Here is a 25,886-nt window from a genome sequence, read left to right as displayed (position 1 = left end):
ACTCCTGCTAAGATTGGTCTATCTTGTAGACCAATGGAGCGCTACAGGAGCCGCACAGACCCCGCAAGAAGTCAGTTTCAAGCGAACAGGTCACTGCGCAGTGACCGGGAAACAGAGCGATGAATCAGCAGAAGACCGAGGAAATCGAGTTCGAACAGCCTTGCCCGATCCGCGATGTGCTCGACCGCATCGGCGATCAATGGAGCTTGCTGGTGCTGGAAGCGCTCGGTCGCAAGACCATGCGCTTCAATGAACTCGGCCGCGAGATCGACGACATCTCGCGCCAGATGCTGGCGCGCACGCTGCGGCGGCTCGAGGAGGACGGCTACCTCAGCCGCACCATCTTTGCCGAAGTGCCGCCGCGCGTCGAATATACACTGACATCACTCGGTCGGTCGTTCCTCGACCCGCTGCGGATTTTGACCCAATGGGCAGACGAAAACCACGGTGCCATCTGCAAGTCGCGCAAGCTGGCGCGGCTGGCTCAAAGCGGCTGAGCCGCGAACCGCGACGCTCGTATCGAAACAGGCGACTGTCCCGTGTCAGACCGGCAGGTGCGGGAACAGTCCTGGCGTCGTCTCGATGACAAACTCCTTGAACAGCCGCACCGGATGCGACGCGTTGCGGTTGCTGGTGTAGACAAGCGTCAGGTCGTGGCAGGGAAGGTGCCATTCCGGCATCACTTCGACCAGTTGGCCGTCCCGAAGCAGTTCGGGCCTGACGATGGGAGGCAGGTCGCCGATCCCGCCGGCCGACAGCAGCGCCGATGCGAGGCCGGCATAGTCGTTCATGGCCAGATGCGGCGAAAAGGACAGCGTAAACTGCTCGCTGCCTGCCGGCCGGACAAAGGTCCAGCGGCGCTCCAGCGATCCGAACGAGAATGTCAGCAGCCGATGCCGGGCGAGGTCACTGGGATGTTGCGGCAGCCCGGCGCCCGCCAGATAGTCGGGACTTGCCACCAGTTGGTGACGGTATCGCAGGATCTTGCGCCCGACCAGCGCCGAATCCTTCAACTGGCCGTAACGGAACGCCAGGTCGATGCCTTCGACGATATGATCGACTGTTCGCTGCGTCACGAAGATCTGCACCTTCACCGCCGGAAACTGCGCCTGGAAGGCCTGCACCAGCGGCACCACGAGCGTGTCGGACATGTTCGGCGGGCATGACAGGCGCAGTGCCCCCGTCACCTCCGATGTGGAGCTGGAAACGATGCTTTCGACGGCGTCGTTCAGCTCGGCGCTGCGTCGCGCCTGTTCGAAGACGTCGGCACCGATATCGGTCAGGCGCAAGGTGCGTGTGGAGCGTTCCAGCAATCTGACGCCGAGCTGGTCCTCCATTTCGGCGATGCGCCGGCTGAGTGTCGAAACCGGCATGCGCAGGCGCCGTGCCGCTTCTGAGAAGCTGTTGGCTTCAACCACCTTGGCAAACATCAGCAGCGTGTTGAGGTCGATCATGATTTTTCCATTTATGGGAAAAGGTTTCCCTTCTTTCCCATCTAATAGCAAAATCGGGCGCGCATTATCATTCTTTCATTGGTTCAGAACAGGAGAATGATCATGACCACAGCAATCATCGGTGTCGGCAACATTGGTTCCCGCGTCGCCAGGAACCTGGCCACGGGCGGGGAAAAAATCATCGTCGCGGACAGGACATTCAAGAAAGCGCAGATGCTTGCCGGCGCGCTCGGCGGCAATGTCGAGGCCATGGAGGTCGACGATGCGATCAAGTCGGCGGATGTGGTGATCCTTGCCATCTATTTCGATGCGATCAAGGCATTGCTCGCCGACAAAGGCGCCATGTTCACCGGCAAGGTCGTCGTCGATCCGTCGAACCCGATCGCGCCGGACGGCAATGGCGGCTTCAGGAAGATCATCCCGCAAGACCAGTCTTCCGGTCAGCTGATCGCCGGCCTGCTGCCCGCCGGGGCGAAACTGGTCAAGGCGTTTGGCACCCTTGGCGCTCAGTCGCTGGAAGCGGCGGCAAATCGCATGCCCGAGCGTGCGGTGTTGTTCTACGCAAGTGACGACATGGGTGCCGGCGAAACTGTTGCCAGGCTCATCACGGCCGGCGGGTTCGTGCCCGTTTATGTCGGCGGGATCGACCGGTCGATCCGCATCGAGGTTGGTGGCGACCTGCACGAATTCGGCAAGCTCGGGCGCACCGTTTCGCAGCAGGAAGCGAGCGCACTGATCTAAGGCAGATCATTTGCCAGGTTCAGTTTCTGTCGTGAAAAGCCCGCCCTGAAACGGGGCGGGAAGAATCTGTCTATTCAGCCGTGAACGAATAGGTCGCGCCGACGCCGAAGGTGAACTGGTTGCGGGAGCCGAGATCCTTGACGATCGGGCTGCTCGCGGCGTCGCCGACCATGTAGTCGAAGCGCTGGTAGAGCGTGGTCGTCCACTCCTTCGACCACACATAGCTCTGCGCCGCCGACAGGCCGACACTGACGATGCCGCCCTTCGGATCGAACGCGGCGACGCTGCCGTTGCGCAGTGCTGCCTCCGGCGAGATGCCGTATTTGAGGTTCATGACATGATCGTCGGCCAGCACCATGCGCGGGCCGCCCGACAGCGTCAGCTGGCCGTAGTTCTGCACATAGTCCGCCCCCAGGTCGGCGCTGAAGCCATCATTGGAGCGCAGGCCGTGACGCAGTTCTCCGCGCAGCCGCAACTGGTCCTCGATCGGCCAGAATTCGGCGAAGACACCCGCCTCCACCGTCCAGGGATAGCTGTCGAGCCCCTCCAGCCGGCCGCCCTCACTGGAACGGCCGGGACGCAGGCTGGCGACGGGACCGATGGCGAAACGCTTGCCGGTGAAGAAGGTGATGTCGAAATTGTCGTCTGGCGCCGAGAAGGTCTCCGGCTCGGAAGCGCGGCGGAACGAGATCGAGGGCATGCCGCCGAGGCTGTAGCGCGAAGAGCCGTCCCATTTCGGGCTCACCGTCATCATGCCGCCGACGCTGATGATCCAGGGGTCGTTGGACGCGACCGGCTTTTCGCCGAGGCTGTCGGCAGCCTGCGCCGAACCGAGTAAAATCGCGCTAACGCCAGCAGCCAGAACCCAACGCAAAACCAACCTCACTTCGCTGTCTTGGCGATCTTGATACCAAGTTTTTTGATCCGATGCCAAAGGCTTCGTTCCGCAATACCCAGCCGTTCGGCGGCCTTGACCTGGACACCGTCGCTTTCCTGCAGGGCCGCGAGGATGAAATCGCGCTCGATGCGTTCCATTTCGCCATCGAGGTCGGAAGGCACGGCAGGGGTCGATGCGGCCTGCCGTCGGGCACGGGTGACATAACCCGGCAGGTCCTGCGGCGTGATGACGTTGTGGGAAGCGACGATGGTTGCCCGCTCGATGGCATTCTGCAGCTCGCGGATGTTGCCGGGCCACTGATAGCTCGACAGCGCCGCCTCGGCTTCCGGCGCGAAGCCGGAGATTTTCTTGGTCATTTCGGCAGCGAAATGGCTGAGGAAATGGCTGGCGATCGGCAGCACGTCGCCGGCGCGTTCGCGCAGTGCCGGCACGCGCATCGGATAGACGGCGAGGCGGTAATAGAGGTCCTCGCGGAAATCGCCTTCGTCCATGGCCGCTTCGAGGTCGCGATGGGTGGCTGCGATGATGCGCACATCCACCTTCACGCTGCGATCCGAGCCGACCGGCTCGAAACTCTGCTCCTGCAGCGCGCGCAGCAGCTTGGGCTGCAGCGAGGCGGGCAGATCGCCGATCTCGTCGAGGAACAGCGTGCCGCCATTGGCAGTGACGAAGCGGCCCTCGCGCGCGGCGACCGCGCCGGTGAAGGCGCCCTTGGCGTGGCCGAACAGCTCGCTCTCCAGCAGGTTCTCCGGGATCGCCGAACAGTTGACCGCGATGAAGGGATTGTCCCGCCGCGGGCTGTTGAAATGGATGGCGCGGGCGACAAGCTCCTTGCCGGTGCCGCTCTCGCCCTGGATCAGCACGGTGGCGCGGCTTTCGCAGACTTCTGCGATCTGCCGCAGCACCTCGCCGAAGGCCGGGCTGGAGCCGATCAGGTTGCCGAAGCTGTATCTGTCCTCCAGCTCGGCGCGCAGGCGACGGTTCTCGTTGACGACCTGCGTGAGCCGCAAGGCCCGCCGGGCGGTGGCGATGACGTCGTCGATCTCGAACGGCTTCGAGATGTAGTCGAAGGCGCCTTCCTTCACCAGCGCAACCGCGTCGCGCAGCGAGGCATAGGCTGTCATCACCACCACGGGCAGCTCGGGCCGCCTGCTGCGCAGTTCGTGCAGCAGGTCGCGGCCGTTACGGCCGGGCATCCTGAGATCGGTGATGACCAGACCGAACTCGCCATTTTCGACGCGCTCCAGCGCGCTTTCGGCGCTGGTCACGAAGTCGCTGGTCAGGCCGCCTCCTTCGAGCGCCAGCGCCAGCGTTTCCGCCAGGCGCGGCTCGTCGTCAACGACCAGGATCGAGCTCGCCATTTGGACCTTTCTTCTGGTTCAACGGCAAACGTATAACGATGCTGGTGCCGCTCTCCAAGGCACTGGTGCAGGTGATCGCGCCGCCGTGATGTTCGACCACGGAAAGCACTTTGGCGAGCCCGAGGCCGGTGCCCTTGGTCTTGGTGGTGAAGAAGGGGTCGAACATACGGTGCACCACGTCCGGCTCCATGCCGGTGCCGCAGTCGGCGATGGTCAGCACGGCTTCCGCGGCCTCTGCGTCGGCTTCGGCCTTGACCGTCAGCTTGCCGCCGTCGGCCATCGCCTCCATGGCGTTGAGCACCAGGTTGATGACGACCTGGTGGATCTGGTCGGCATCGGCTTCCACCATCAGGCCGCCCGTCACCGCGACATCGCGGGTGATGCCGCGCTTGTCGAGCTCGGGTGCCATGAAGTCGATCGCCTTGCTGACGATCTCGTCCAGGGCGACCACCCGCATGGTCGGCCGGTTCGGCCGTACATAGTCGAGCACCTCGGTGACCAGCCGGTCGATGCGGTTGACTTCGTCGAGGATGAACCCGAGCAGCCGCTCGTCGGGCTGGGCGAGATAGCTGCGCTGCGCCACCAGCTGGCTCGACGTCTTGATGATGCCGAGCGGGTTGCGGATTTCGTGCGCGATGACGGCGGCGGCCTCGCCGAGTGCTGCCAGCTGTTCGCGCCGGCGCATCTCGCCTTCCATCTGGCGCAGCCGTTCGAGCTGGCGCGTCATGATGTTGAAGCCGCTCGCCACCTCGGCGATTTCCGGGCCGCCACGCTCGGGCAGCTGCAGGCGGTAGTTGCCGGAGGCGACTTCGCGCAGGCCACGTTTCAGGCTCTGCAGTGGCCCGGTCAGCCGGCTGGCCAGCACGATGCCGACGGTGATGGACAGGCTGGAGGCGATCAGCGCCAGGATGGTGAACAGCCGCCAGTCGATCAGCTGCTCGAACACCGGCCGCCGCGCCGCCAGGCCAAAAGTGACGATGCCGACCAGGCGGCCGGAATCGTCACGGATCGCGCCATAGCCGGTGGCCAGTCCGCCGCTGCCGTTATCCGGCACCACGGTATAGCTGTCGCCGCGGTTCAGGATGGCCAGCACGTCGTCGGATATGGTTCGCGGATCGCCGCGTCCCTCGCGCACCAGCGGGATCATGTTGTTCCCCTGCAGCCGGTAGGCGTGGATGATGATCGCCGTCTTGGCGCGCGGTGCGGCGAAGAAGGAATCGTCGATCTGGTTGGCGACCAGCACGTGCAGCACCTGCCCGTCGCGCTCGAACATGCGGGCCGCGCCGACGACGAGGCCCGGCCGATCCTCCTTGGTCACAGTGAACACCGACCGTGTCGACGTGCGCGGCAGCGGCATGTCCAGCGTGGCGTTGCCGAAGCGGTAGAGCGTGTTGCCCTTGTCGTCGTAGATCAGCACGAGGTCGTAGCCGACGGTCGACAACAGGTCGGAATAGACACGCAGCGAAGTGGAGTTCTCGTTGACCTCTCCCGTCAGCGCGCCGCCATGCGTTGGCAGCGAGGCGCCGAGGATGGAGGCGGCGCGGTCGGCCTCGTCCTCGCTGCTCATCGTTTCGCTGACCAGGAAGTCGGCGGCACGCCCGAGCCAGCGTTCGACATTGTGCTTGAAGCTGGACGAGATCAGCACCGCCGCGACATAGGACGCGATCAGCACCGGCGGCACGGAGACCGCGAGGAAGGCAAGCACCAGCCGCCAGCGCAGGGTCAGTCCGTTGAGCACGACGTCTCCTGTTGCCGCCTGGATTTCATTGCTGCGCCGCCGTGGAACAGCGCTGGCCGGCCGGCAGGGCGTACCGCTTCCAGGTGAAGGTCTGGCCGAGTGCCTTGACACCGAGATAGCCGGTGACGGTCAGTCTGTCGGGCCCGGCAAGCTTCAGCGCCGCGTCGTAGGTGTCGCCTTCCTCCGGATCGTAGATCTTGCCGCCGTCCCAGCCGCCGGATTTGTCGGGCTGAAGTCCGTTCAGCACGGCAAGACCGCAGATCGGCCGCCTGCGCAGTTTCTGGCTCGGGTTGTTCTGGTCGGTCAGCGCGGCACCCTTGTCGTCTGTCGGTGTCTTCAGCCAGACGATGCGTCCGCATAGCTTGCCCCCGCAAGGGGCGATCTCGACGACGCCCTGGCCGTCATGGGTCAGCCAGGTGGTCGCGACGTCTTCGGCCGGTGCAGCACCGGCGCTGGCGACAAGCACGAGGCTGGTCGCGGCGGCGGCCAGACATTGCGCGATGGTCTTTTGCATGCTGCGATGGAAGGGCGTCATTCCGGTTTTCCTCGACCAATCAGCAGGACGCCGGAGATGATGAGCGCGATGCCCGCCGTCTGCGGCCAGGAGAGATGTTCGCCGAACAGAAGCATGCCCGCCGCCGGCACGGTGACGTAGGTGAGCGCGGAAAGCGGAAAGGCGCGGCCAAGGTCCATGCGCGCCAGTATCAGCATCCACAGCACGAAAGTAAGGGCATAGAAGAACACGGCGAGCCACAGTGCCGGCGTCGTCAGCGCCGCCAGCACCCAGGCCATGTCGAGCGAGCCGGCGCCGATGCGCTCGCTCGCCCATTTGAAGGCGATCTGCGTTGCCGTGTCGACGACGACGAAGCCGGCGATGATGCCGCGCAGGCCGGAGGTGCCTGTGGCCGACATGGTCATTGTCCACCTGCCTTGCTACCGGCACGGGCCTCGCGCAGGTCCGGATCCCAGCGGTCGAGCGCCAGCCAGGGGGCGACGGCCGCGAGGCCACGGTTCAGAAGCCCATTGGTGTGCTTGGCATATATGGCCGAAGGCACCAGTCGGCTGCCCATGCGCAGCTTGGAAGCATAGGCGGTCTGGCCGGTCTGCAGCAGCGGCTTTCCGATCTCCCTGCAGAACCGCACATTCTCCATCCAGCTCACCACATAGAGATTGTGCTCGCGCGCCAGCGGATAGGCCATGCCGAGAAACTTGTCGATCACCCGGTCCGCCCCCACCAGAAGCAGGTTGAAGGCGGCGAGACGATCGCCGACCCAATAGAGCTGGAACACCGCATCCTTGCCGAGCCGCCGCGCCACCTCCGTGAAATAGCCGCGCGGCAATTCCTCGAAGTCGCCGTAGCGCAGCTTGCTGTTCTCCTGCGTCGAGCGGTAGAGCGCGGCGATCTGGTCCTCCAGCCCGGCGATGTCGTTGCGCCTTTCGATGCGGATGCCGTCGCGGCTTTTCAGCTTGCGCCTTATGTCCTTGCGCGTCGCATTGGACAGCCGCGCCAGATAGGCGTCTTCAGTGTCGCCGACATCGGCCACCGCCACCGGCAGGCTGGCCAGCCGCGTGAAACCTTTGGCGGCGAGCAGGTTGCCGACCAGCATCTCGTCTTCGGGCGCGACGTCCTTGAACACGATGACGGCGGCCCTGCGCCGGCGTGCCTCGCGCTCCACGGCATCGATCAGCAGGGCGTGCGCGGTGGTGCCTTCGCTGGCCGACAGCCAGTCGCGGCGCACGAAATGGCAATGGTCGGCCATCGGCGAACCGACGCCGAGCAGGCCGAGCGCCAGCAATCCCGGGAACCGGTCGACCAGCCGGCTGGTCCAGGCGCCGAGCGAACCCTGGAACGGGGTGTCGAGCCGATAGGTCAACGAAAACAGCGACGCCGCCATCGCCAGGCCACGGCTGTCGGTCACGGCGGCGGCGAGCGGTGCCGTGCCGTCTGCCGCAGCCGAAACCTCGCAGGCAGCGTGATAGTGGATGCCTTCGGCGTTGCTGCAGCTCGTCGCCGGCCATGAGGCTGCATCGAGCGCGGACAGACCTGCAACGATGTCGCCATGCATTGCCCGTCCGGCGACGATGTCGCCCTGCTGGATCCGCCCGTCGACGATGTCGCCGCCCTGGATTGGCAACGCGTCAGGCGACAACCTGAAGCCGCTCATGCTCATGCGCCCCTGCGCGTTCGTAGGATCGGGCGACGCTCTCGACGAAGGCGGCGGCTCTGGCGATGACAAGCCGCCTTTGCCGGTCGAGCGTGACGAGGTGGTAGCTGTCATCCAGAACCAGCGACTCGACCATGCCGCCGAGGTTGCGCTGCAGATATTCGAGGTTGCTCAGGCTGGCGATGTCGTCCTCGCGCGCATGCACCACCATCGTCGGCTGGCGCAGCTCCGGCAGTTCCGGCTTCAGCGCATCGACCAGCCGCCACAGCTCGCGCAGCGCGAGCGCCGGCGTCGCTTCGAGGCCGGCGGCGGTGGAGTCGCCGGAGAACATCGACTGCGCCAGCACCATGCGCAGGCGCTCGTCCTTCAGCCCGTATGGCTCCTGTTCGACGAAGCGGTACTTGCGGCCGCTCGGCGTGTTGATGAACAGCTTGAGCAGGAAGCGGTACCAGGGGATCGACCAGCCGTCATACCAGAGCGTCGGCGCGAACATGATGAGGCCGTGCACTCGCTGCGGCTGGCGCGCCGCCAGCATGGCTGCCAGCACCGCGCCCATCGAAAGGCCGCCGACCAGCACGACGCGGCAACGCTGCTCCAGCGTGGTCAGCGCGTCTTCGGCGCTGGCGTACCAGTCTTTCCAGTTGGTGGCGACGAGGTCGGCCTCGGTGCCGCAATGCCCGGCCAGCGTCGGGCACAGCACAGTGTGGCCACGCTCGGCGAAATTGCGCGCGACGTTGTTCATCTCGATCGGCGTGCCGCCGAGCCCGTGCAGGAGCAGCACGCCGACATCGCCGCGCGGGAAGAAAATGGTGCGGTCCTTGGACTGCAGTTTCGTGGTTTCAACCATCAGATCGTACCTGCGACGAGAATGACGCCTGCCGTGATGAGCAGCGCGCCGAGCCATTGAGAGGGGCCGGTCTCTTCACCCAGCCACAGGCGCCCGGCGAGCGTGATGGCAAGGATGTTGAGGCTGGCGAGGGGAAAGGCGATGCCGAGCGGGGCGAGCGTCAGGATGCGCACCCAGATGATGAACTCGGCGACATAGATGACGAGCCCGATCCCGACCCAGCGGTCGGCGAACAGGGCACGGGCGAAAGGCTGCCAGCGCTGGGCGGAAAATTCCGGCAGCGCGTCGGCGCCGAACTTGAAGGCGATCTGGCCGAACACGTCGCAGACGATCGACAGCACGAACAGGATGATCAGTTCGGTACTCATGCCAGCACCTGTTCGAGCCTTGCCGCGATGCGGGCGTTGGTGGCGTTGTTGACCGCAGCCATCGCGCCATCGAATTTCGGCTGGCGCGGGTGGTCGAGCCTGGCCAGCGTGTAGCGGAAGGGGTCGCGGAACTCGGGCGGCGAATAGTCGCCGCAGACGTCGACGCCGAGGACGCGCCGGTGCGCGGCCAGCCGTTCGATGGCGTGCAGCACCTGGTCGAGCCGCATGGCGCCCTGGTCCCAGTTGGTCACCGCCTCGCCGGTGGCCAGCACGTCCTTGTCGAAAGTGATCCACAGCGCTTCCGGGCCCAGACGGGAAATCAGCTCGTCGACGAAGCCCTGCCAGTCCTCGTCGGCGAGGTTGCGCCAGATGAGCCGCTTGGCGAAGCCGTCGCCAAAGGTGCTGGCGCCGCCTTTTTCGACCGCCTTGCCGACGAGCTGCGTCGCCGGCACGCGCCAGGCATACATTTCGAGGCGGCCGTCGCGGATCGCCTGCAGGTTGGCCGACTTGATCTGCGGCAGCACGAGATCGGTGCTGGTCGGGCCTATGGTGATCACGCGGACGACGTTGCGCCGTTGCAGCGTGCGGTTGACCCAGCCGCCGCAGTTGGACGTCGCTGGAAACGTCACCCAGTCGGGATGATTGTCGAACTGGATCACCGTCAGCGGTTCTTCCGCACGGCCGAGGAACAGGTCGGCGAGATGATGGAAGTCGCCCGAGCCGTAGAAGATCAGCTCGGCATTGCCGTTCGTGCGCGGGCCGATGCGCTTGCCGAGTTCGTCGAGCGCTCGCCTGCTCGCAACGATGCGCAGCCGGGGCGCTAGGTCCCCGGCTGGCACGATGTCGGCTGGTCCGGTCCGGGTGCTGTGGAAGCCCTGACCCGTCACGGCGCCGTCGAGATCGACGATGCGCAGGCGCATCCGTTCACCCCTTGGCTACATGGGCTTTGGTGACGCGGGTGAACAGCTGGTCGAGCAGCGCGATCGCCAGGTCGATCTCGGCATGGCTGATGGTCAGCGACGGCGCCAGCGTGATGACGTTCTTGAAGTAGCCGCCGATGTCGAGCACGAGGCCGTAGGTCTGGCCGTTGTGCACGAGGTCGCCCTTCAGCGACTCGTCCACCATGCGGTCGACCAGCGCCTTGGACGGCGTGTAGCTGTCATGCGGCTCGCAGATCTCGATGCGCAGCGCCAGGCCGAGGCCATCGACTTCGCCGACGATCTTGTGGCGCCGCTTCAGCTCTTCGAGACCGCGCAGGAAGTAGGCGCCCTTTTCCGGCACCATCGTCTCATAGTCGTCCTCGGCCATCATCTTCATGGCTTCGAGCGCGACGGCGGTGCCGAGCGGGTTGGCGTTGAAGGTCGAGTGGGTCGAACCGGGCGGGAAGGCACCCGGATTGATCAGCTCCTCGCGTGCCCACACGCCGGACAGCGGGTTGAGGCCGTTGGTCAGTGCCTTGCCGAAGACGACGACGTCGGGATTGACGCCGAAGTGCTCGATCGACCACAGCTTGCCGGTGCGGTAGAAACCCATCTGGATCTCGTCCACCACCATCAGGATGTTGTAGCGGTCGAGCACTTTCTTCAATTCGGTGAAGAAGTTCATCGGCGGCACGATGTAGCCGCCGGTGCCCTGCAGCGGCTCGACATAGAAGGCCGCATATTCGGCCTCGCCGGCCTTCGGGTCCCACACGCCCTGATATTCGCTTTCGAACAGGCGCTCGAACTGGCGCACGCAATGCAGGCCGTATTCTTCCTTGTCCATGCCTTTCGGCGCGCGGAAATGATAAGGGAACGGCACGAACTGCGCGCGTTCGCCGAAATGGCCGTAGCGGCGGCGATAGCGGTAGGACGAGGTGATGGCCGAGGCGCCCAGCGTGCGGCCGTGATAGCCGCCCTCGAAGGCGAACATCAGGCTTTTGCCCTTGGAGGCATTGCGTACCAGCTTCAGCGAGTCCTCGATCGCCTGGGCGCCGCCGACGTTGAAATGCACGCGGCCCTTGTGGCCGAATTTCTGCTCGGCATCGCGCGCGATCAGCGCGGCGAGCTCGATCTTCTCGCGGTGCAGGTACTGGCTGGCGACCTGCGGCAGCTTGTCGATCTGGCGCTTCAGCGCATTGTTGAGGCGCGGGTTGGCGTAGCCGAAATTGACCGCCGAATACCACATCTGCAGGTCGAGGAACGGCGTGCCGGCCGCATCGAACATATAGGAGCCTTCGCAGCGGTCGAAGATCTTCGGGAAATCCGTGTAGTGCACGGTGTCGCCATGCGAGCAGTAGGTGGCCTCGAGCGCGAGCAGTTCGGCCTCGCTGCGTTCAAGCTCGGAATCGGCTTCGAGCCGAAGGGCGGCGTTGGTGGGCATAGGTCAGGTCCTTGTTACAGAAGGTGGGTGGACTGGACGGCCATGGCGCTGGCCAGCCAGTCGGAGAAAAGCGGTGGCAGGTCGGTGAAGTTGCCGAAGCTGCGATAGGTGATGCCGTTGGCGCGGCAATGGTCGGCGAGCTTGCCTTTCGCGAACACCATGTCGGCGATGGAGGCGGCGCAGAAATCGGAACGGCCGTCGCCGATCAGCACGCGCAGCGCGCTGTCGGGTGCACGGTCGAAGCTGGCGCATTTGCAGTGCGCGGAGCTGGCGCGGCAGCTGTCGGAAGCGTGCGGGCAGCCGAGCTGCCAGCGGTCGCCGCCGGCATGCATGAGTTCGTTGGCGAGAACCGGCAGGGCCAGGCCGTAACCCCTGAGCGCGTGGGCAATGACGCGGTCCAGCCCGTCGGAGACGATGGTGACGCTGATATTGCTGGCCTGCAGCGCCTCGACGAAGCGCGCGAAGCCCGGGTCGATGCGCAGGCAGTTGGCGAACAGGTCGAGCATGACCGGTTCGACGCGCAGCAGCTCCACCTGCCTGGACATGCATTCGCGCGAGCCGATGACGCCGCGCTCCCAGGCGGCTTCGACGGTGCGCCATGCCGGCTCCGCGAACTGGGCGAGCAGCAGGTCGGTGGTGTCTTCCAGCGAAATCGTGCCATCGAAGTCGATGAAGCACTGCACGGGGGGCAGGGGGAGGAGGTCGATCTTGTTCATGCTGCACTGCACGTGCATGTCGCGTGCCAAGTCGAAAAATCGAAGGAAATCAGGGGAAACCGGTTTTTGCTCCGTGATTTCCAGCTACAAAATTTGTAGGAACCTGCCGGGAAGAGGGCAAGGAGACTGCATTCCGTAGCGGCAGTTGCATGGTCGCCCGAAAGACGGTGCCGAACGATGGTGCGGTGACCTGGAAGACCATGACGGCTTCAAGATGGTTGTCGAACAATTGTCTAATTGGTGAGCGATTGCGCATTCTCGAAAACCCTGCGACAGTAGCGGGCGATAGTCTTCCTGGCGTGCCGACCCGTGTGGGGTTGCCCCGCAAAGTGACTGCCCCGCGAGTGGTTGCAATGAGTGCTCGGTCCGAAACCAGCAATCCCAGGCTTGACGATGCCGCGCGTGCCGGCTGGCTCTATTATGTTGCCGGCAACACGCAGGACCAGATCGCCGCGAAGCTCGGCATTTCGCGCCAGACCGCGCAGCGGCTGGTGTCGCTGGCGATGTCTGAGGGACTGATCAAGGTCCGGGTCGACCATCCCATCGCCAACTGCCTCGACCTTGCCGCCAGGCTGAAATCCCGATTCGCGCTCGACCTGGTCGAGGTGACGCCGAGCGATCCCGATTCCACTTCTTCGACCATCGGCGTCGCCCAGGCGGCGGCAGTCGAAATCGAGAAGTGGCTGCGCCGGCCGGAGCCGGTCATCATGGCTATCGGCACCGGCCGCACGCTGAAGGCTGCCATCGAGCAGCTGCCGCCGATGGAGTGCCCGCAGCACAAGGTGGTTTCGCTCACCGGAAACATCTCGCCGGACGGTTCGGCCGCCTTCTACAACGTCATCTTCACCATGGCCGACACCATCAAGGCGCGCAGTTTCCCGATGCCGCTGCCGGCGATCGCCTCTTCGCCGGAGGAGCGGAAAATGCTGCACAGCCAGCAGCTTATCCAGCCGACGCTGGCCCTGGCCGCACAGGCCGACGTCACCTTTGTCGGCGTTGGCGACCTCGGCCCGCAGGCGCCGCTGCTGGAAGACGGCTTCATCACCGAGGCCGACCTCAAGGCGCTGCAGAAGGCCGGCGCCGTCGGCGAGATCGTCGGCTGGGCCTTCGACCGTGATGGCCGCCTGATCGATGGCATCACCAACGATCGTGTCGCCTCCGCACCGCTGCCCTCGCGCGAGCGTTCGCTGGTCGTGGCGCTCGCCATGGGCGAACGCAAGCTGCCCGGCATCCTCGCCGCGGTGACGCGGCGTCTCGTCAATGGCCTGATCACCGACGAGCGTACGGCCGAAGGCCTGCTGGCGACCGCAATCTAGGCGCGCCAGGTCCCTCCGGGACCGTCCCCGACATCACTTTGCCAGCCGCTCCATCTCGCCAGTCCGGCATTGTTTCCCGCCATTTGCCTTGGGGCGCCCGGCTTCTTGCCGAGGCTGGAACCATTCCGGCCGGCCGGGGTTGGGTCGTCTGTGATGGCAGCAGCCGGATTCCGGCTTGACATAAATCCCGAAGAATGAATAATTGCTCACAGCTAAGGCAAATGCTCACTTGGCTCTTTGGGAGGAAATCGATGAACCTGCGCACCCTCGTCCTGGGGCTGTGTTCGGCCAGCGCTTTTGCGTTCGCCGCGCATGCCGAGACGATCACCATCGCCACCGTCAACAATGGCGACATGATCCGCATGCAGAAACTGACGGAGGACTTCACCAAGAAGAACCCCGACATCCAGCTCAACTGGGTCACGCTGGAAGAGAACGTGCTGCGTGAACGCGTCACCACCGACATCGCCACCAAGGGTGGCCAGTATGACGTGATGACCATCGGCACCTATGAAGTGCCGATCTGGGCGAAGCAGAACTGGCTGCTGCCGCTCGACAATCTCGGCGCCGACTACGACCAGAAGGACATCATCCCGGCGATCGCCGGCGGCCTTTCCGTCGACGGCAAGCTTTACGCCGCACCCTTCTACGGCGAAAGCTCCTTCGTCATGTACCGCAAGGACCTGATCGAGAAGGCCGGCCTCAAGATGCCCGACGCGCCGACCTGGACCTTCATCAAGGAAGCCGCCGACAAGATGACCGACAAGGCCAATGGCGTGAACGGCGTCTGCCTGCGCGGCAAGGCCGGCTGGGGTGAGAACATGGCCTTCCTGACCGCCATGTCGAACTCGTTTGGCGCGCGCTGGTTCGACGAGAAGTGGAACCCGCAGTTCGACCAGCCGGAATGGAAGAACACGCTGCAGTTCTATGTTGACCTGATGAAGGCCGATGGTCCGGACGGCGCATCCTCCAATGGCTTCAACGAGAACCTCGCGCTGTTCCAGCAGGGCAAGTGCGGCATGTGGATCGACGCCACCGTGGCGGCTTCCTTCGTGTCGGATCCCAAGAACTCCAAGGTCGCCGACAAGGTCGGCTACGCGCTGGCGCCCGACAACGGCCTCGGCAAGCGCGGCAACTGGCTGTGGGCCTGGTCGCTCGGCATTCCGGCCGGCACGCAGAAGGCGGCATCGGCCGAGAAGTTCGTCGCCTGGGCGACCGGCAAGGGCTATCTCGATCTCGTCGCTTCGAAGGAAGGCTGGGCCAACGTGCCGCCCGGCACGCGCAGCTCGCTTTACGCCAATCCGGAATATGACAAGGCAGCGCCCTTCGCCAAGATGACGCTGGACTCCATCAATTCCGCCGACCCGACCAAGCCGACGGTCAAGCCGGTGCCTTATGTCGGCGTGCAGTTCGTGGCGATCCCCGAATTCCAGGGTCTCGGCACGACGGTCGGCCAGCTGTTCTCGGCGGCACTTGCCGGCCAGATGTCGGTGGACGATGCACTCAAGCAGGCACAGGACGCCGCCAAGGCAGCGATGACCGAAGGCGGTTACATCCAGTAAAGGGCAGTCCGGGTGCCCGGCGACAAGGGCATCCGCTGACGCCCAAAGGGCTCCTCCCGGTGTTCGAGGCATCGTTCGATGCCGGAAACATCCTGGTGCCTTGGCCGCCCGGGTCTTCCCGGTCCGGGCGGTCATTTTTGGAAAAGATGCGGTAATCTGTTCCCTCTCTCCCGGCCGTTGTGCGGCCGGGCGATCGATAGGCTGCCCGCCATGACGGCGGCGACGGCTAGGTTACGGCTCTTGGGAACCGGTTGGAGGAGACCATGGCAACCAAACAGACCCGTACGCTCGCGCGTTTCATGGCCGCACCATCGGTGCTGCTCCTGCTGATCTGGATGGCGGTACCGCTGGCGATCACGCTGTGGTTCTCCTTCCAGCAGTACAACCCGCTGAATCCGATCCGCGACGGCTTCGTCGGCTTCTCGAACTACGCGCTCTTCTTCAACAACCCGGCCTTCATCACCGCCATCCTCAACACGCTGATCCTGGTGGTCGCGGTGCTCGCCATCACCATCGTCGGCGGCATCCTGCTTGCGCTTCTGCTCGACCAGCCGATGTGGGGGCAGGGTTTCGTGCGCATTCTGGTGATCTCGCCCTTCTTCGTCATGCCGCCGGTCGCGGCACTGGTGTGGAAGAACATGATCATGCATCCGGGCTACGGCGTGTTCGCCGACATAGCCCGCTTCTTCGGGGCGCAACCGATCGACTGGTTCGCGCAATATCCGCTGTTTTCGATCATCGTGATCGTGGCCTGGCAGTGGTTGCCTTTCGCCACGCTGATCCTGCTCACCTCGCTGCAGTCGCTGGACGGCGAGCAGAAGGAGGCGGCTGAAATGGATGGCGCCGGCATTCTGTCGCGCTTCTGGTACCTGACGCTGCCGCATCTCTCGCGCGCCATCACCGTGGTGGTGCTGATCCAGACGATCTTCCTGCTTTCGGTCTATGCCGAAATCCTCGTCACCACCAATGGCGGGCCGGGCTACGCGTCCACCAACCTGCCGTTCCTCGTCTACCAGAAGGCCCTGCTCGAATACAAAATCGGACAGGCGTCCGCCGGCGGCATCATCGCCGTCATCCTTGCCAACATCGTTGCCTTCTTCGCCATGCGCGCCGTCGGCAAGAACCTGGACAAGTAGGAGGCTGCAATGGCACGCGCCGTCACCAACCGGCACAAGACGATCGCAACGATTGCGGCCTGGACTGTCGCGCTCGTGATCTTCTTCCCGATCCTCTACACCATCATCACCTCCTTCAAGTCGGAGCAGGAGGCGATCCAGGGCTTCAGCCTGATCCCGTCGGGCACGCTGGAGAGCTATGCGGAAGTCCAGTCGCAGTACAACTACTTCAAGCCGTTCATGAACTCGGTGATCCTGGCGCTGGGCTCGACGGTGCTGGCCCTGGTGGTCGCCATCCCGGCCGCCTGGTCGATGGCGTTCTCACCGACCAAGCGCACCAAGGACGTCCTGATGTGGATGCTCTCCACCAAGATGATGCCGGCGGTGGCGGTGCTGTTTCCGATCTACCTGATCTTCCGCAATCTCGGCCTCCTCGACAGCCGCATCGGCATGACGGTGATGCTGATGCTGATCAACCTGCCGATCGTCATCTGGATGCTCTACACCTATTTCCGCGAAATCCCGGGCGAGATCCTGGAGGCGGCGCGCATGGACGGCGCCACGCTGTGGGGCGAGATCCTCTATGTGCTGACGCCGATGGCGGTGCCGGGCATCGCCTCGACCATGCTGCTCAACATCATCCTGGCCTGGAACGAAGCGTTCTGGACCATCCGGCTCACCACCACCAACGCCGCTCCGCTCACCGCTTTCATCTCGTCCTTCTCCAGTCCGCAGGGACTGTTCTGGGCGAAGCTTTCGGCGGCATCGACGCTGGCCATCGCACCGATCCTGATCATGGGCTGGTTCAGCCAGAAGCAGCTGGTGCGCGGCCTGACCTTCGGCGCCGTGAAGTGATGCGCCGGGAAGCTCAAGGAGGACAAAATGGGTAAGATCGCTCTCAGGAATGTCTCCAAGTCCTTCGGGGCGACGTCGATCATTCCCAACATCGACCTCGACATCGAGGACGGCGAGTTCGTCGTGTTCGTCGGCCCCTCCGGCTGCGGCAAGTCCACGCTGCTCCGCCTCATCGCCGGGCTGGAGGACACCAGCGGCGGCACCATCTCCATCGATGGCCGCGACGTCACCAACGAGGCGCCGGCCAAGCGCAAGCTGGCCATGGTGTTCCAGTCCTATGCGCTCTACCCGCATATGACGGTGGCCAAGAACATCGCCTTCCCGCTCAAGATGGCCGGTGAAAGCCAGGAGGTCATCGACAAGAAAGTCGGCGATGCCGCCCGCGTGCTGAACCTGACCAACTATCTCGAGCGCCGCCCTGGCCAGCTTTCCGGCGGCCAGCGCCAGCGTGTCGCCATCGGCCGCGCCATCGTGCGCCAGCCCTCGGCCTTCCTGTTCGACGAGCCGCTGTCGAACCTCGATGCGGCGCTGCGCGGCACCATGCGCCTGGAAATCTCGGAGCTGCACAATCAGCTCAAGACGACCATGATCTACGTGACCCACGATCAGGTCGAGGCCATGACCATGGCCGACAAGATCGTGGTGCTGAACGCCGGCAACATCGAGCAGGTCGGCTCGCCGCTGGATCTGTATCGCAGCCCGAAGAACCTGTTCGTCGCCGGCTTCATCGGCTCGCCGAAGATGAACCTGGTCAGCGGCGCGGCGGCGGCCAAGCACAATGCGGCCACCGTCGGCATCCGCCCCGAACATCTCAAGATCGCCTCCAACAGCGGCGAATGGCGCGGCAAGGTCGGCGTCGCCGAACATCTCGGCGCCGACACCTTCCTGCATGTCCACACCGACGATGTCGGCACCATCAACGTGCGTGCCGACGGCGAGATCGGGGTTCGCCATGGCGACATCGTCTACCTGACGCCGGACCCGGCCAAGCTGCATCGCTTCGACGCCGACGGAAAGGCGCTGTGAGACGGTCGTGCGCTTCGTCAATCCGATCATCTTCGTCAGGGACATTGGCGTCGCGACGGCTTTTTATCGCGATCTGCTTGGCCTGACGGTCAAGGCCGACCACGGCACGATCGTCATCTTCAAGGGGCATTTCGCCATCCACGACGCGTCGGCGCTGATCGAAACCGTATGGGGAGTGGCGGCTCCCCCAAAAACCGAACCGCTGGGGCAGCCGAATCTGCTGCTCTATTTCGAGGATGAGGACATCGACGCCTGCTTTGCGCGGCTGAGCGGCAAGGTCGACCTGATCCATCCGATCATCGAACAGGCGTGGGGCCAGCGCGTGTTCCGCTTCTACGATCCCGATCGCCATGCGGTCGAGATCGGCGAACCGCTGGCCGAGGACGAGGACCTATGACGACCGTGGCTTTCCGTGCGGGTGCAATCCGATGAAGCGTCTTGAAGGCAAATCCGCCATCGTCACCGGTTCGGCGCGCGGCATCGGCCGTGCCTTCGCCGAAGCCTATGTGCGCGAAGGCGCGACGGTGGCGATCGCCGACATCAACCTGGAAGCGGCGGAAAAAACCGCGTCCGAGATCGGGCCGGCTGCCTATGCGGTGCGGCTCGACGTCACCGATCAGGCTTCGATCGATGCCGCGATTGCCGCGGTCGAAAACAAGGCCGGCGGGCTCGACATCCTCATCAACAACGCCGCTCTGTTCGATGCAGCACCCATCGTCGAGATCAGCCGCGCCAGCTACGACCGGCTGTTCGCCGTCAATGTCGCCGGCACGCTGTTCATGCTGCAGGCAGCGGCGAAATCGATGATCGCGCGCGGCAAAGGCGGCAGGATCATCAACATGGCAAGCCAGGCGGGCCGTCGCGGCGAAGCGCTGGTCGGGGTCTATTGCGCCACCAAGGCGGCCGTCATTTCGCTGACCCAGTCGGCCGGGCTCGACCTGATCAGGCACCGCATCAACGTCAATGCGATCGCGCCGGGCGTGGTCGACGGCGAGCACTGGGATCATGTCGATTCCCTGTTCGCCAGATACGAGAACCGGCCGCTCGGCGAGAAGAAGAAGCTGGTCGGCGAGGGCGTGCCTTACGGCCGCATGGGCCGGGCCGAAGACCTGACCGGCATGGCGGTTTTCCTGGCCAGCAGGGAGGCCGAATACATCGTCGCCCAGACCTACAACGTCGATGGCGGCCAGTGGATGAGTTGATCTTGCCTTCTCCCCTTGCGGGAGAAGGTGGCCGAGCCCGGCGGCTAGGCCGCCGTAAGCGAGGTCGGATGAGGGGTGTTGGCCGGATCGCCAGCGTTCAGCTTCTTCCAGCACCCCTCATCCGTCTCGGCGCTGTGCGCCGATCCACCTTCTCCCACAAGGGGAGAAGGGGAGGTGGTGCTCAATGAAAGGCGTTTTGACATGACGACCAAACTCTCGCTCGCCAATCTGGACAAGCTGCCCGCGAAGGTGGCCGCCCCCGGCTACAAGCGCGAAAGCCTCAAGGCCGGCATCCTGCATTTCGGCGTCGGCAACTTCCACCGCGCCCACCAGGCCGTCTATCTCGACGACCTTTTCAACACGGGTGAGGGGCACGACTGGGCGCTTGTCGGCGCCGGGGTGTTCGAGGGCGAGAAGGCAGGTCGCGCCAGACTGGCCGAGCAGGACTGGCTGACCACCGTGGTCGAGCAGGACGACGGCCATATGGCCGCCCGGGTGACCGGTGCGATGATCGATTTCCTGGTGCCGGGCGAGACGGCGGCGATCATCGACAGGCTGGCCGATCCGGCCATCCGCATCGTTTCGCTGACCATCACCGAAGGTGGTTATTTCATCGATCCGGCCTCGGGCTATTTCAATCCGGAACACCCCGACATCGTTGCCGATGCCAGCGATCCGGACCATCCGAAGACGGTGTTCGGCCTGATCCTTGCCGGGCTGGTGCGCCGTCGCGCTGCACGCGTCCAGCCGTTTACGGTGATGTCCTGCGACAACATTCCTCACAATGGCCGCGTCACGTCCGACGGCGTCATCGGCCTCGCCCGCCTGTTCGACCGTGATCTCGCCGAATGGGTTGCCGGCAATGTCGCCTTTCCGAACGGCATGGTCGATCGCATCACCCCCGCCACCACCAAGCGCGAGCATGGCATACTGGCGACGGATTTCGACGTCGACGACAACTGGCCGGTATTCTGCGAGCCGTTCCGGCAATGGGTGCTGGAAGACAAATTTCCGGCAGGCCGCCCGGCGCTGGAAAAGGTCGGCGTGCAGTTCGTGCCGGACGTCTCGCCCTATGAGCTGATGAAGATCCGCATCCTCAATGGCGGCCATGCCACCATCGCCTACCCGGCCGGGCTGATGGACATCCATTTCGTGCATGAGGCGATGCAGGAGCCGCTGGTGCGGGCCTTCCTCGCCAGGCTCGAACATGACGAGATCATCCCGACCGTGCCGCCGGTGCCGGACACCGACCTCGAGGACTATTACCAGCTGATCGAGCGCCGCTTCTCCAACCCCAAGATCGGCGACACCGTGCGCCGGCTTTGCCTCGATGGTTCCAACCGCCAGCCGAAATTCATCATCCCCACCATCGCGGACCGATTGAAGGCCGGCGCCGGCGTTTCCGGCCTCGCGCTCGAATCCGCCTTCTGGTGCCGCTACTGTTTCGGCACCACCGATTCCGGCGCGGTGATCGAACCAAACGATCCGAGCTGGGACCGCATGCAGGCGACCGCCAGGGCCGCGAGGGACGACCCGTCGGCCTGGCTTGCCATGGAGGATATCTATGGCGAGGTCGGCCGCTCGCCAGCCTTTATCGAGGCGTTCTCCCATGCCCTGAAGACGGTCTGGGACGTTGGCGCGCGCGAGACGCTGACACGTTATCTGGCAGGAAAACTCTGAACCAGTCGTCCATGTGGCCGAGGCGGTAGCGCCGGGCAAAACGCGCATATAGAGTGCGCACCATGCCGCGTGCCGATGCTCCCTTTTCGACCCTCTTGCCACAGCCGGAATGGGCCTGCGGGCTCTCTGGATCATCGGCCATGACGGCCGCCCCGCGGGTCCAGCCATACTGATGGCGCCGGTGCTCGCCGCCATCGATGTCGGTACGGGCAGCGCGCGCGCCGGCCTGTTTGACAGCAACGGTCGGCTGCTGGCCCGCGCCGAGCGGCCGATCGCCATGAACCGCGCCAGCCCCGGCCACTACGAACAGGATTCGGAAAACATCTGGGCCGCCGCCTGCGAAGCCATGCGCGCCGCCCGCGAAGCGGCCGGCGTCGCGACGGAAGACGTCGTCGGCATTTCCTTCGACGCCACCTGCTCCAATGTTTTCCGTGGCCGCAACGGCGAGCAGATCGGTGTTTCAAAGGCGGGCGGCGAGCGCTGGGACACCATCGTCTGGATGGACCACCGCGCCCTGGCCGAGGCTGACGAATGCACGGCCACCCGCCACCGTGTCCTCGGCCATGTCGGCGGGGTGATGTCGCCGGAGATGGCGACGCCGAAGCTGATGTGGGTGAAGCGACATCTGCCCGATGCCTGGGCGCGTACCGGCCAGCTTTTCGACCTTGCCGATTTCCTCACTTACAGGGCCTGCGGTTCGTTTGCCCGCTCGCAATGCACGCTCACCGCCAAATGGACCTTCCTCGCCCATGAGGAGACCGGCTGGCGGCCGGATTTCTTCGAGGCCGTGGGCCTCGCCGACATCTTCGAACACGGTTCGCTGCCGGATCGCCCCAGCCCGGTCGGCAGCGATCTGGGTCCGTTGACCGAAGAGGCCGCCGCCGCGCTCGGCCTTACCACGGCCTGCCGCGTCGGCGCCGGCCTCATCGACGCCTTCGCCGGTGCGCTCGGCGTCATCGGCGGCCTGGATGATGTCGACCGGCATCTGGCGCTGATCGCCGGCACATCGAGCTGCGTCATGGCGATGTCGTCCGAGCCGCGGGCTTTCGCCGGCATGTGGGGCCCCTATTTTGGCGCACCCCTGCCGGGTCTCTGGCTCAGCGAGGGCGGGCAGTCGGCCACCGGCGCGTTGCTCGACCACATCATCCGCTGGCATGGCGGCGAACCGGATGCAGCCACGCACAAGCGCATCGTCGAACGCGTCCTCGAACTGCGTGCCGAGGAGGGGCTGGACCTGGCCGCGCGGCTGCATGTGCTGCCGGATTTCCACGGCAACCGCACGCCACTGGCCGATCCGCACGCGCTGGGCGTCATCAGCGGGCTGACGCTGGATTCATCCTTCGACAGCCTTGCCCGGCTCTATTGGCGCACGGCGGTCGCCATCGCGCTCGGCGTGCGTCATGTGCTCGAAGCCCTCAATGCCAATGGCTATGTCATCGACACGCTGCATGTGACCGGCGGCCACACCCGCAACCCGCTGCTGATGGAACTCTACGCCGATGCCACCGGCTGCACGGTGCTGGAATCGGACAGCGGCGATGCTGTGCTGCTCGGCACGGCAATGTCGGCGGCAGCAGCCGCCGGGCTGCATCCGAGCCTCGCCGAGGCCTGCGCGGCCATGCGCCAGCCGGGCCGCGAGCGGCGGCCGAACCCGGCTTCGCTCAGCCGGTTCGACCGCGACTATCGCGTGTTCCTCGAAATGCACCGGCAGCGCCAGGCACTCGATGCGCTGGAGTGACACCGACGGTCATTTTGAATGACCGTCGGAGCGCGCGACCGCGCGCCGCGCCCGTTGGCGCGAAAGCCAAGTGGCCAGGAGGGGCCGCGCCGGCGATTGAGGCGTCCTGGATGGGTCAACATCCAGGACTTCTGGTATGAGGGGCGGCGCGTCACCTGAACGCGTCGCCTCTCTGGCTGGACGTCGCAAGCAGCCGCGAAACGGCCTCGTCCAGAGCCATCGTCCATTGCCCGTGCCTCGACTTGAGGGCGACGGAGCCATCCTGCGCTTCCCGCTTGCCGAGAACCGCGACGACCGGAATCGACAGGTCGTGGCTGCTGACGATGCGCCGCGACAACGTCTCGGCCTGATCGAACAGCCGTGGCCGCAGCCCGGCGGCGACGAGGCGCTGCCCGAAGTCCTTCGCGACATCGTGCTGGTCTTCAGCCACGGGCAGGATGGCGATCTGGACCGGGGCCAGCCAGAACGGCAGCTTGCCCTGGTGATGCTCGAGCAGGATGCCGATCATGCGGCCCATCGAGCCGAACACGGCATGATGCAGCATCACCGGCACCGCGCGGTTGCCGCCGGCATCGATGTAGGACGCGTCGAGCCGCGCCGGCAGCACGAAGTCGAGCTGGATCGTGCCGCACTGCCACGAGCGCCCTTGGCGGTCGCGCAGCGCGAACTCCAGTTTCGGCCCGTAGAAAGCGCCTTCACCGGGCTGCAGGACGGGCTCCAGACCCGCGGCCCTTGCCGCTGCCAGCAATTGCGCTTCCGCCACGTCCCAGTCCGCCTCCGATCCCGCCCGCTTTTCAGGACGCAGCGAGAGCGCCACTTCGAAATCATCGAAGCCGAGGTCGGCATAGATCGACGAAAGCAGCACGACGAAGCGGGCGACTTCCGCCTCGACCTGCTCCGACTGGCAAAGCACATGGGCATCGTCCTGGACGAAGCCGCGCGTGCGCATCAGTCCATGCATCGCGCCGGAGGGCTCGTCGCGGTGGCATGCGCCGAACTCGCAAAGCCGCATCGGCAGGTCACGCCAGGAGCGCAGCGAGGCGTTGAAGATCTGGATGTGGCACGGACAGCTCATCGGCTTGAGCGCCATGTCGCGGCCGCCTTCGCGCGGCATCACGAACATGTTGTCGCGGAATTTCTCCCAATGTCCGGAGCGCTCCCACAGGCTGCGCGGCAGGAGCTGCGGCGAATGCACCTCCTCATAACCGGATTGCCGCATGCGACTTCGGATATAGTCCTCGAGCTGGCGATAGAGCTGCCAGCCGGCCGGGTGCCAATAGACCATGCCGGGAGCGTCCTCTTCGAAATGGAAGAGGTCGAGCCGGTTGGCCAGGATACGGTGATCGTCTTGTTCCATGGTTCTGTCCTTGAAAAAAAGCCGGACAGCGAAAGGAACAAAAAACCCCGCACGATCCGGCGGGGCTGGGGGTCGAGAAGCTGTTTGTTCAGCGCATCAGACGACCGGCCACCGCAAAGCGATGGTCGTCGTGGTCGTGGCGGAGGCAAACATCTGTCTCATGGGCACAAGGTATGGGTATGGTTTGGCGCGTTGTCAATGTCAGCCGGTTGGACCGGCACAGAACCGAAGAGGCAAAATGCAGCTGTTGCTGATTACGGGACCGGCGGGTGTCGGCAAGTCGACGCTTTGCTGGGAACTCAGTGTTGAGCTCGCCGCCGCGCAGATCGCGCACGCGGTTGTCGAAACCGACGAGCTCGACAGGGTGTTCCCGCGCCCGACACGGGAAGAGCTCGACCGGCTGTGGCCGGGCACCGTCGACATCAGCAGCATCAACCTTGCCGCTATCTGGTCGACATACCGGGCCCTGGGCCACACGCGGCTGATCATGTCGGGCGTCATGCAGCATCTTGCCTTCGACAGGCGCTGGATCCTGGCAGCCATTCCCGACGCCGAGATCACCTCGTGCGGCTTGGCGTGAGCGAGCCCGTGCTGCTTGAGCGCCTGGCGCAGCGCGAGATCGGCCGGGGCGCGGAAGCGCAGGCCGAACGCTCGCTGCGGCAGGCAAGGCGCATGGCCGGCGAGAATGCCGATGGCCTGATCGTGGTGCCGACAGACGGACGGACGCCTGTCGAGCTGGCCAGGATTGTTCTCGAGAAAACCGGCTGGCAGGACGCGATGCCGGCTTGAGCGCTGGAGGGACTGGATCGGCGGAGGGCTGGTTCACCCGGTCGGCCGCAGTTCCTGCTCACGCCGCGCCGGCTGCGTCCGGTGCAGGTAGACGGCGAGCGTATCCCAGGGCGGCGTGATCGAAAGCTGCACCAGGATGCGGCTGACCTCGCCGCGATGGATCGCCGAATGCAGGGCGACGTGCTGCAGCATTTCGTGCCGTGTCATGCTGCCCTTGTCGCCATCGGTGAAGGTGAAGGCGACGGCTTCATCGAGCTGACCGTCCGTCACGTCGAGGACGTATTGCTGGTACCATCCGTCCGTTGCCGATACCGACGCCCGCAGGGCCTCCAGCGTCGGCGTCTCCGGCGTGTTGTCGGATGTGTGGTGCTGTCTGGCGCCGCTGAGATGCGCCGCGAAGATCTCGGCCACCACGTGATGGTGGCTGACCAGGCGCAGTGCGGTATGCAGTTCCGCCGCCTGCGTCTGCTGGTCGAGCAGCGCCAGCCTGTCGAACAGCTCGTTGTTTGCCCAGGCCTGGTAGCCGTAAAGGGTGCGAAGCATTTCACGCATTGCCGAACCTGTCCCTGCCGAGAAAATGTGAGTAATGTCTCTATA

General features: G+C 64.8%; 27 protein-coding genes. 13 read left to right on the top strand and 14 right to left on the bottom strand.

Annotated features, from left to right (window positions below; genetic code table 11):
* Nucleotides 1-119 precede the first annotated feature (119 nt).
* Nucleotides 120-497 (top strand): helix-turn-helix domain-containing protein, encoded by a 378-nt coding sequence (locus tag C1M53_RS05575; protein WP_129411335.1) that lies wholly within the window; start codon nucleotides 120-122, stop codon nucleotides 495-497.
* A gap of 45 nt (nucleotides 498-542) precedes the next feature.
* Here the strand turns inward: C1M53_RS05575 and C1M53_RS05570 are convergent, their stop codons facing one another.
* Entirely contained in the window at nucleotides 543-1,454 is a 912-nt protein-coding gene (locus tag C1M53_RS05570) for a LysR family transcriptional regulator (RefSeq protein WP_129411334.1), read from the bottom strand.
* A gap of 102 nt (nucleotides 1,455-1,556) precedes the next feature.
* On the opposite strand from C1M53_RS05570, the gene C1M53_RS05565 reads away from it, so the two are divergent.
* Entirely contained in the window at nucleotides 1,557-2,195 is a 639-nt protein-coding gene (locus tag C1M53_RS05565; RefSeq protein WP_129411333.1) for an NAD(P)-binding domain-containing protein, read from the top strand.
* 70 nt (nucleotides 2,196-2,265) lie between these two features.
* Here the strand turns inward: C1M53_RS05565 and C1M53_RS05560 are convergent, their stop codons facing one another.
* From C1M53_RS05560 to C1M53_RS05510, 11 genes are read right to left on the bottom strand one after another with little or no spacing between them, the layout of a single operon-like run.
* Nucleotides 2,266-3,069: a MipA/OmpV family protein gene (locus tag C1M53_RS05560; protein WP_129411332.1), complete on the bottom strand. Its 804-nt coding sequence runs from the start codon at nucleotides 3,067-3,069 to the stop codon at nucleotides 2,266-2,268.
* An 8-nt stretch (nucleotides 3,070-3,077) separates the two neighbouring features.
* Nucleotides 3,078-4,454: a sigma-54 dependent transcriptional regulator gene (locus C1M53_RS05555; protein ID WP_129411331.1), complete on the bottom strand. Its 1,377-nt coding sequence runs from the start codon at nucleotides 4,452-4,454 to the stop codon at nucleotides 3,078-3,080.
* Nucleotides 4,429-6,192, bottom strand: coding sequence for a HAMP domain-containing sensor histidine kinase (locus tag C1M53_RS05550; protein ID WP_129411330.1), 1,764 nt, complete (start codon nucleotides 6,190-6,192; stop codon nucleotides 4,429-4,431). Before C1M53_RS05550 ends, C1M53_RS05555 begins: the two co-directional genes overlap by 26 nt.
* 25 nt (nucleotides 6,193-6,217) lie before the next feature.
* Nucleotides 6,218-6,727, bottom strand: a complete 510-nt coding sequence (locus C1M53_RS05545; protein ID WP_129411329.1) for a DUF2147 domain-containing protein — start codon at nucleotides 6,725-6,727, stop codon at nucleotides 6,218-6,220.
* Nucleotides 6,724-7,110 (bottom strand): EamA family transporter, encoded by a 387-nt coding sequence (locus C1M53_RS05540; RefSeq protein ID WP_129411328.1) that lies wholly within the window; start codon nucleotides 7,108-7,110, stop codon nucleotides 6,724-6,726. The genes C1M53_RS05545 and C1M53_RS05540 overlap by 4 nt, the downstream gene beginning before the upstream one ends.
* On the bottom strand, nucleotides 7,107-8,357 hold the full coding sequence (locus C1M53_RS05535; RefSeq protein WP_207213069.1) for a GNAT family N-acetyltransferase: 1,251 nt from the start codon (nucleotides 8,355-8,357) through the stop codon (nucleotides 7,107-7,109). Before C1M53_RS05535 ends, C1M53_RS05540 begins: the two co-directional genes overlap by 4 nt.
* Complete coding sequence (locus tag C1M53_RS05530; RefSeq protein ID WP_129411327.1) at nucleotides 8,332-9,204, bottom strand: alpha/beta fold hydrolase; 873 nt, start codon at nucleotides 9,202-9,204, stop codon at nucleotides 8,332-8,334. The genes C1M53_RS05535 and C1M53_RS05530 overlap by 26 nt, the downstream gene beginning before the upstream one ends.
* A complete protein-coding gene (locus tag C1M53_RS05525) occupies nucleotides 9,204-9,572 on the bottom strand; it encodes an EamA family transporter (protein ID WP_129411326.1) in 369 nt (122 codons plus the stop codon). The genes C1M53_RS05530 and C1M53_RS05525 overlap by 1 nt, the downstream gene beginning before the upstream one ends.
* Nucleotides 9,569-10,492 carry a hypothetical protein gene (locus C1M53_RS05520; RefSeq protein ID WP_129411325.1) on the bottom strand — a complete coding sequence of 308 codons (924 nt, stop codon included), beginning with the start codon at nucleotides 10,490-10,492 and terminating at the stop codon, nucleotides 9,569-9,571. Before C1M53_RS05520 ends, C1M53_RS05525 begins: the two co-directional genes overlap by 4 nt.
* Before the next feature lie 4 nt (nucleotides 10,493-10,496).
* Nucleotides 10,497-11,933, bottom strand: coding sequence for an aminotransferase class III-fold pyridoxal phosphate-dependent enzyme (locus tag C1M53_RS05515; RefSeq protein WP_129411324.1), 1,437 nt, complete (start codon nucleotides 11,931-11,933; stop codon nucleotides 10,497-10,499).
* A 14-nt stretch (nucleotides 11,934-11,947) separates the two neighbouring features.
* The gene (locus C1M53_RS05510) at nucleotides 11,948-12,649 is read right to left on the bottom strand and encodes an HAD-IB family phosphatase (RefSeq protein ID WP_165358050.1); all 702 of its coding nucleotides are present in this window, start codon (nucleotides 12,647-12,649) and stop codon (nucleotides 11,948-11,950) included.
* 353 nt (nucleotides 12,650-13,002) lie between these two features.
* On the opposite strand from C1M53_RS05510, the gene C1M53_RS05505 reads away from it, so the two are divergent.
* The 9 genes from C1M53_RS05505 to C1M53_RS05465 all read left to right on the top strand — a co-directional run bounded on the left by C1M53_RS05505 (nucleotide 13,003) and on the right by C1M53_RS05465 (nucleotide 23,143).
* Complete coding sequence (locus C1M53_RS05505; protein ID WP_129411322.1) at nucleotides 13,003-13,965, top strand: sugar-binding transcriptional regulator; 963 nt, start codon at nucleotides 13,003-13,005, stop codon at nucleotides 13,963-13,965.
* A 251-nt stretch (nucleotides 13,966-14,216) separates the two neighbouring features.
* On the top strand, nucleotides 14,217-15,527 hold the full coding sequence (locus tag C1M53_RS05500) for a sugar ABC transporter substrate-binding protein (RefSeq protein WP_129411321.1): 1,311 nt from the start codon (nucleotides 14,217-14,219) through the stop codon (nucleotides 15,525-15,527).
* Between the two features lie 263 nt (nucleotides 15,528-15,790).
* Complete coding sequence (locus C1M53_RS05495) at nucleotides 15,791-16,663, top strand: sugar ABC transporter permease (RefSeq protein ID WP_129411320.1); 873 nt, start codon at nucleotides 15,791-15,793, stop codon at nucleotides 16,661-16,663.
* Nucleotides 16,664-16,672: 9 nt separating this feature from the next.
* A complete protein-coding gene (locus C1M53_RS05490) occupies nucleotides 16,673-17,497 on the top strand; it encodes a carbohydrate ABC transporter permease (protein ID WP_129411319.1) in 825 nt (274 codons plus the stop codon).
* A gap of 27 nt (nucleotides 17,498-17,524) precedes the next feature.
* A complete protein-coding gene (locus C1M53_RS05485) occupies nucleotides 17,525-18,523 on the top strand; it encodes an ABC transporter ATP-binding protein (protein WP_129411318.1) in 999 nt (332 codons plus the stop codon).
* A gap of 7 nt (nucleotides 18,524-18,530) precedes the next feature.
* Entirely contained in the window at nucleotides 18,531-18,920 is a 390-nt protein-coding gene (locus C1M53_RS05480; protein WP_129411317.1) for a VOC family protein, read from the top strand.
* Between the two features lie 31 nt (nucleotides 18,921-18,951).
* A complete protein-coding gene (locus C1M53_RS05475; RefSeq protein WP_129411316.1) occupies nucleotides 18,952-19,725 on the top strand; it encodes an L-iditol 2-dehydrogenase in 774 nt (257 codons plus the stop codon).
* A gap of 201 nt (nucleotides 19,726-19,926) precedes the next feature.
* Nucleotides 19,927-21,405: a mannitol dehydrogenase family protein gene (locus C1M53_RS05470; RefSeq protein WP_129411315.1), complete on the top strand. Its 1,479-nt coding sequence runs from the start codon at nucleotides 19,927-19,929 to the stop codon at nucleotides 21,403-21,405.
* 172 nt (nucleotides 21,406-21,577) lie between these two features.
* Nucleotides 21,578-23,143 carry an FGGY-family carbohydrate kinase gene (locus C1M53_RS05465; RefSeq protein ID WP_129416035.1) on the top strand — a complete coding sequence of 522 codons (1,566 nt, stop codon included), beginning with the start codon at nucleotides 21,578-21,580 and terminating at the stop codon, nucleotides 23,141-23,143.
* A gap of 151 nt (nucleotides 23,144-23,294) precedes the next feature.
* On the opposite strand, the gene thrS is transcribed toward C1M53_RS05465, so the two are convergent.
* Entirely contained in the window at nucleotides 23,295-24,500 is a 1,206-nt protein-coding gene (gene thrS, locus C1M53_RS05460) for a threonine--tRNA ligase (RefSeq protein ID WP_129411314.1), read from the bottom strand.
* A gap of 238 nt (nucleotides 24,501-24,738) precedes the next feature.
* Here thrS and C1M53_RS05455 point away from each other — a divergent pair, with 238 nt between their 5' ends.
* A complete protein-coding gene (locus tag C1M53_RS05455; RefSeq protein WP_129411313.1) occupies nucleotides 24,739-25,080 on the top strand; it encodes a hypothetical protein in 342 nt (113 codons plus the stop codon).
* On the top strand, nucleotides 25,077-25,289 hold the full coding sequence (locus tag C1M53_RS05450; protein ID WP_129411312.1) for a hypothetical protein: 213 nt from the start codon (nucleotides 25,077-25,079) through the stop codon (nucleotides 25,287-25,289). Before C1M53_RS05455 ends, C1M53_RS05450 begins: the two co-directional genes overlap by 4 nt.
* Nucleotides 25,290-25,322: 33 nt before the next feature.
* On the opposite strand, the gene C1M53_RS05445 is transcribed toward C1M53_RS05450, so the two are convergent.
* A complete protein-coding gene (locus tag C1M53_RS05445; RefSeq protein WP_129411311.1) occupies nucleotides 25,323-25,841 on the bottom strand; it encodes a DinB family protein in 519 nt (172 codons plus the stop codon).
* Nucleotides 25,842-25,886: the final 45 nt, after the last annotated feature.

The sequence above is a fragment of the Mesorhizobium sp. Pch-S genome (assembly GCF_004136315.1).
Classification (GTDB): Bacteria; Pseudomonadota; Alphaproteobacteria; order Rhizobiales; family Rhizobiaceae; genus Mesorhizobium.
Note: the sequence above shows the minus strand (reverse complement) of the source record. Positions and strands in the feature narration are given on the sequence as shown.

Excerpts from the sequence above, each read along its gene's own strand:
- C1M53_RS05575 (WP_129411335.1), top strand. The coding sequence starts at position 120 with ATGAATCAGCAGAAGACCGAGGAAATCGAGTTCGAACAGCCTTGCCCG.
- C1M53_RS05570 (WP_129411334.1), bottom strand. The coding sequence starts at position 1,454 with ATGATCGACCTCAACACGCTGCTGATGTTTGCCAAGGTGGTTGAAGCC.
- C1M53_RS05565 (WP_129411333.1), top strand. The coding sequence starts at position 1,557 with ATGACCACAGCAATCATCGGTGTCGGCAACATTGGTTCCCGCGTCGCC.
- C1M53_RS05555 (WP_129411331.1), bottom strand. The coding sequence starts at position 4,454 with ATGGCGAGCTCGATCCTGGTCGTTGACGACGAGCCGCGCCTGGCGGAA.
- C1M53_RS05545 (WP_129411329.1), bottom strand. The coding sequence starts at position 6,727 with ATGACGCCCTTCCATCGCAGCATGCAAAAGACCATCGCGCAATGTCTG.
- C1M53_RS05540 (WP_129411328.1), bottom strand. The coding sequence starts at position 7,110 with ATGACCATGTCGGCCACAGGCACCTCCGGCCTGCGCGGCATCATCGCC.
- C1M53_RS05535 (WP_207213069.1), bottom strand. The coding sequence starts at position 8,357 with ATGAGCGGCTTCAGGTTGTCGCCTGACGCGTTGCCAATCCAGGGCGGC.
- C1M53_RS05530 (WP_129411327.1), bottom strand. The coding sequence starts at position 9,204 with ATGGTTGAAACCACGAAACTGCAGTCCAAGGACCGCACCATTTTCTTC.
- C1M53_RS05525 (WP_129411326.1), bottom strand. The coding sequence starts at position 9,572 with ATGAGTACCGAACTGATCATCCTGTTCGTGCTGTCGATCGTCTGCGAC.
- C1M53_RS05520 (WP_129411325.1), bottom strand. The coding sequence starts at position 10,492 with ATGCGCCTGCGCATCGTCGATCTCGACGGCGCCGTGACGGGTCAGGGC.
- C1M53_RS05515 (WP_129411324.1), bottom strand. The coding sequence starts at position 11,933 with ATGCCCACCAACGCCGCCCTTCGGCTCGAAGCCGATTCCGAGCTTGAA.
- C1M53_RS05510 (WP_165358050.1), bottom strand. The coding sequence starts at position 12,649 with ATGAACAAGATCGACCTCCTCCCCCTGCCCCCCGTGCAGTGCTTCATC.
- C1M53_RS05505 (WP_129411322.1), top strand. The coding sequence starts at position 13,003 with ATGAGTGCTCGGTCCGAAACCAGCAATCCCAGGCTTGACGATGCCGCG.
- C1M53_RS05500 (WP_129411321.1), top strand. The coding sequence starts at position 14,217 with ATGAACCTGCGCACCCTCGTCCTGGGGCTGTGTTCGGCCAGCGCTTTT.
- C1M53_RS05495 (WP_129411320.1), top strand. The coding sequence starts at position 15,791 with ATGGCAACCAAACAGACCCGTACGCTCGCGCGTTTCATGGCCGCACCA.
- C1M53_RS05490 (WP_129411319.1), top strand. The coding sequence starts at position 16,673 with ATGGCACGCGCCGTCACCAACCGGCACAAGACGATCGCAACGATTGCG.
- C1M53_RS05485 (WP_129411318.1), top strand. The coding sequence starts at position 17,525 with ATGGGTAAGATCGCTCTCAGGAATGTCTCCAAGTCCTTCGGGGCGACG.
- C1M53_RS05475 (WP_129411316.1), top strand. The coding sequence starts at position 18,952 with ATGAAGCGTCTTGAAGGCAAATCCGCCATCGTCACCGGTTCGGCGCGC.
- C1M53_RS05470 (WP_129411315.1), top strand. The coding sequence starts at position 19,927 with ATGACGACCAAACTCTCGCTCGCCAATCTGGACAAGCTGCCCGCGAAG.
- C1M53_RS05465 (WP_129416035.1), top strand. The coding sequence starts at position 21,578 with ATGGCGCCGGTGCTCGCCGCCATCGATGTCGGTACGGGCAGCGCGCGC.
- thrS (WP_129411314.1), bottom strand. The coding sequence starts at position 24,500 with ATGGAACAAGACGATCACCGTATCCTGGCCAACCGGCTCGACCTCTTC.
- C1M53_RS05455 (WP_129411313.1), top strand. The coding sequence starts at position 24,739 with ATGCAGCTGTTGCTGATTACGGGACCGGCGGGTGTCGGCAAGTCGACG.
- C1M53_RS05445 (WP_129411311.1), bottom strand. The coding sequence starts at position 25,841 with ATGCGTGAAATGCTTCGCACCCTTTACGGCTACCAGGCCTGGGCAAAC.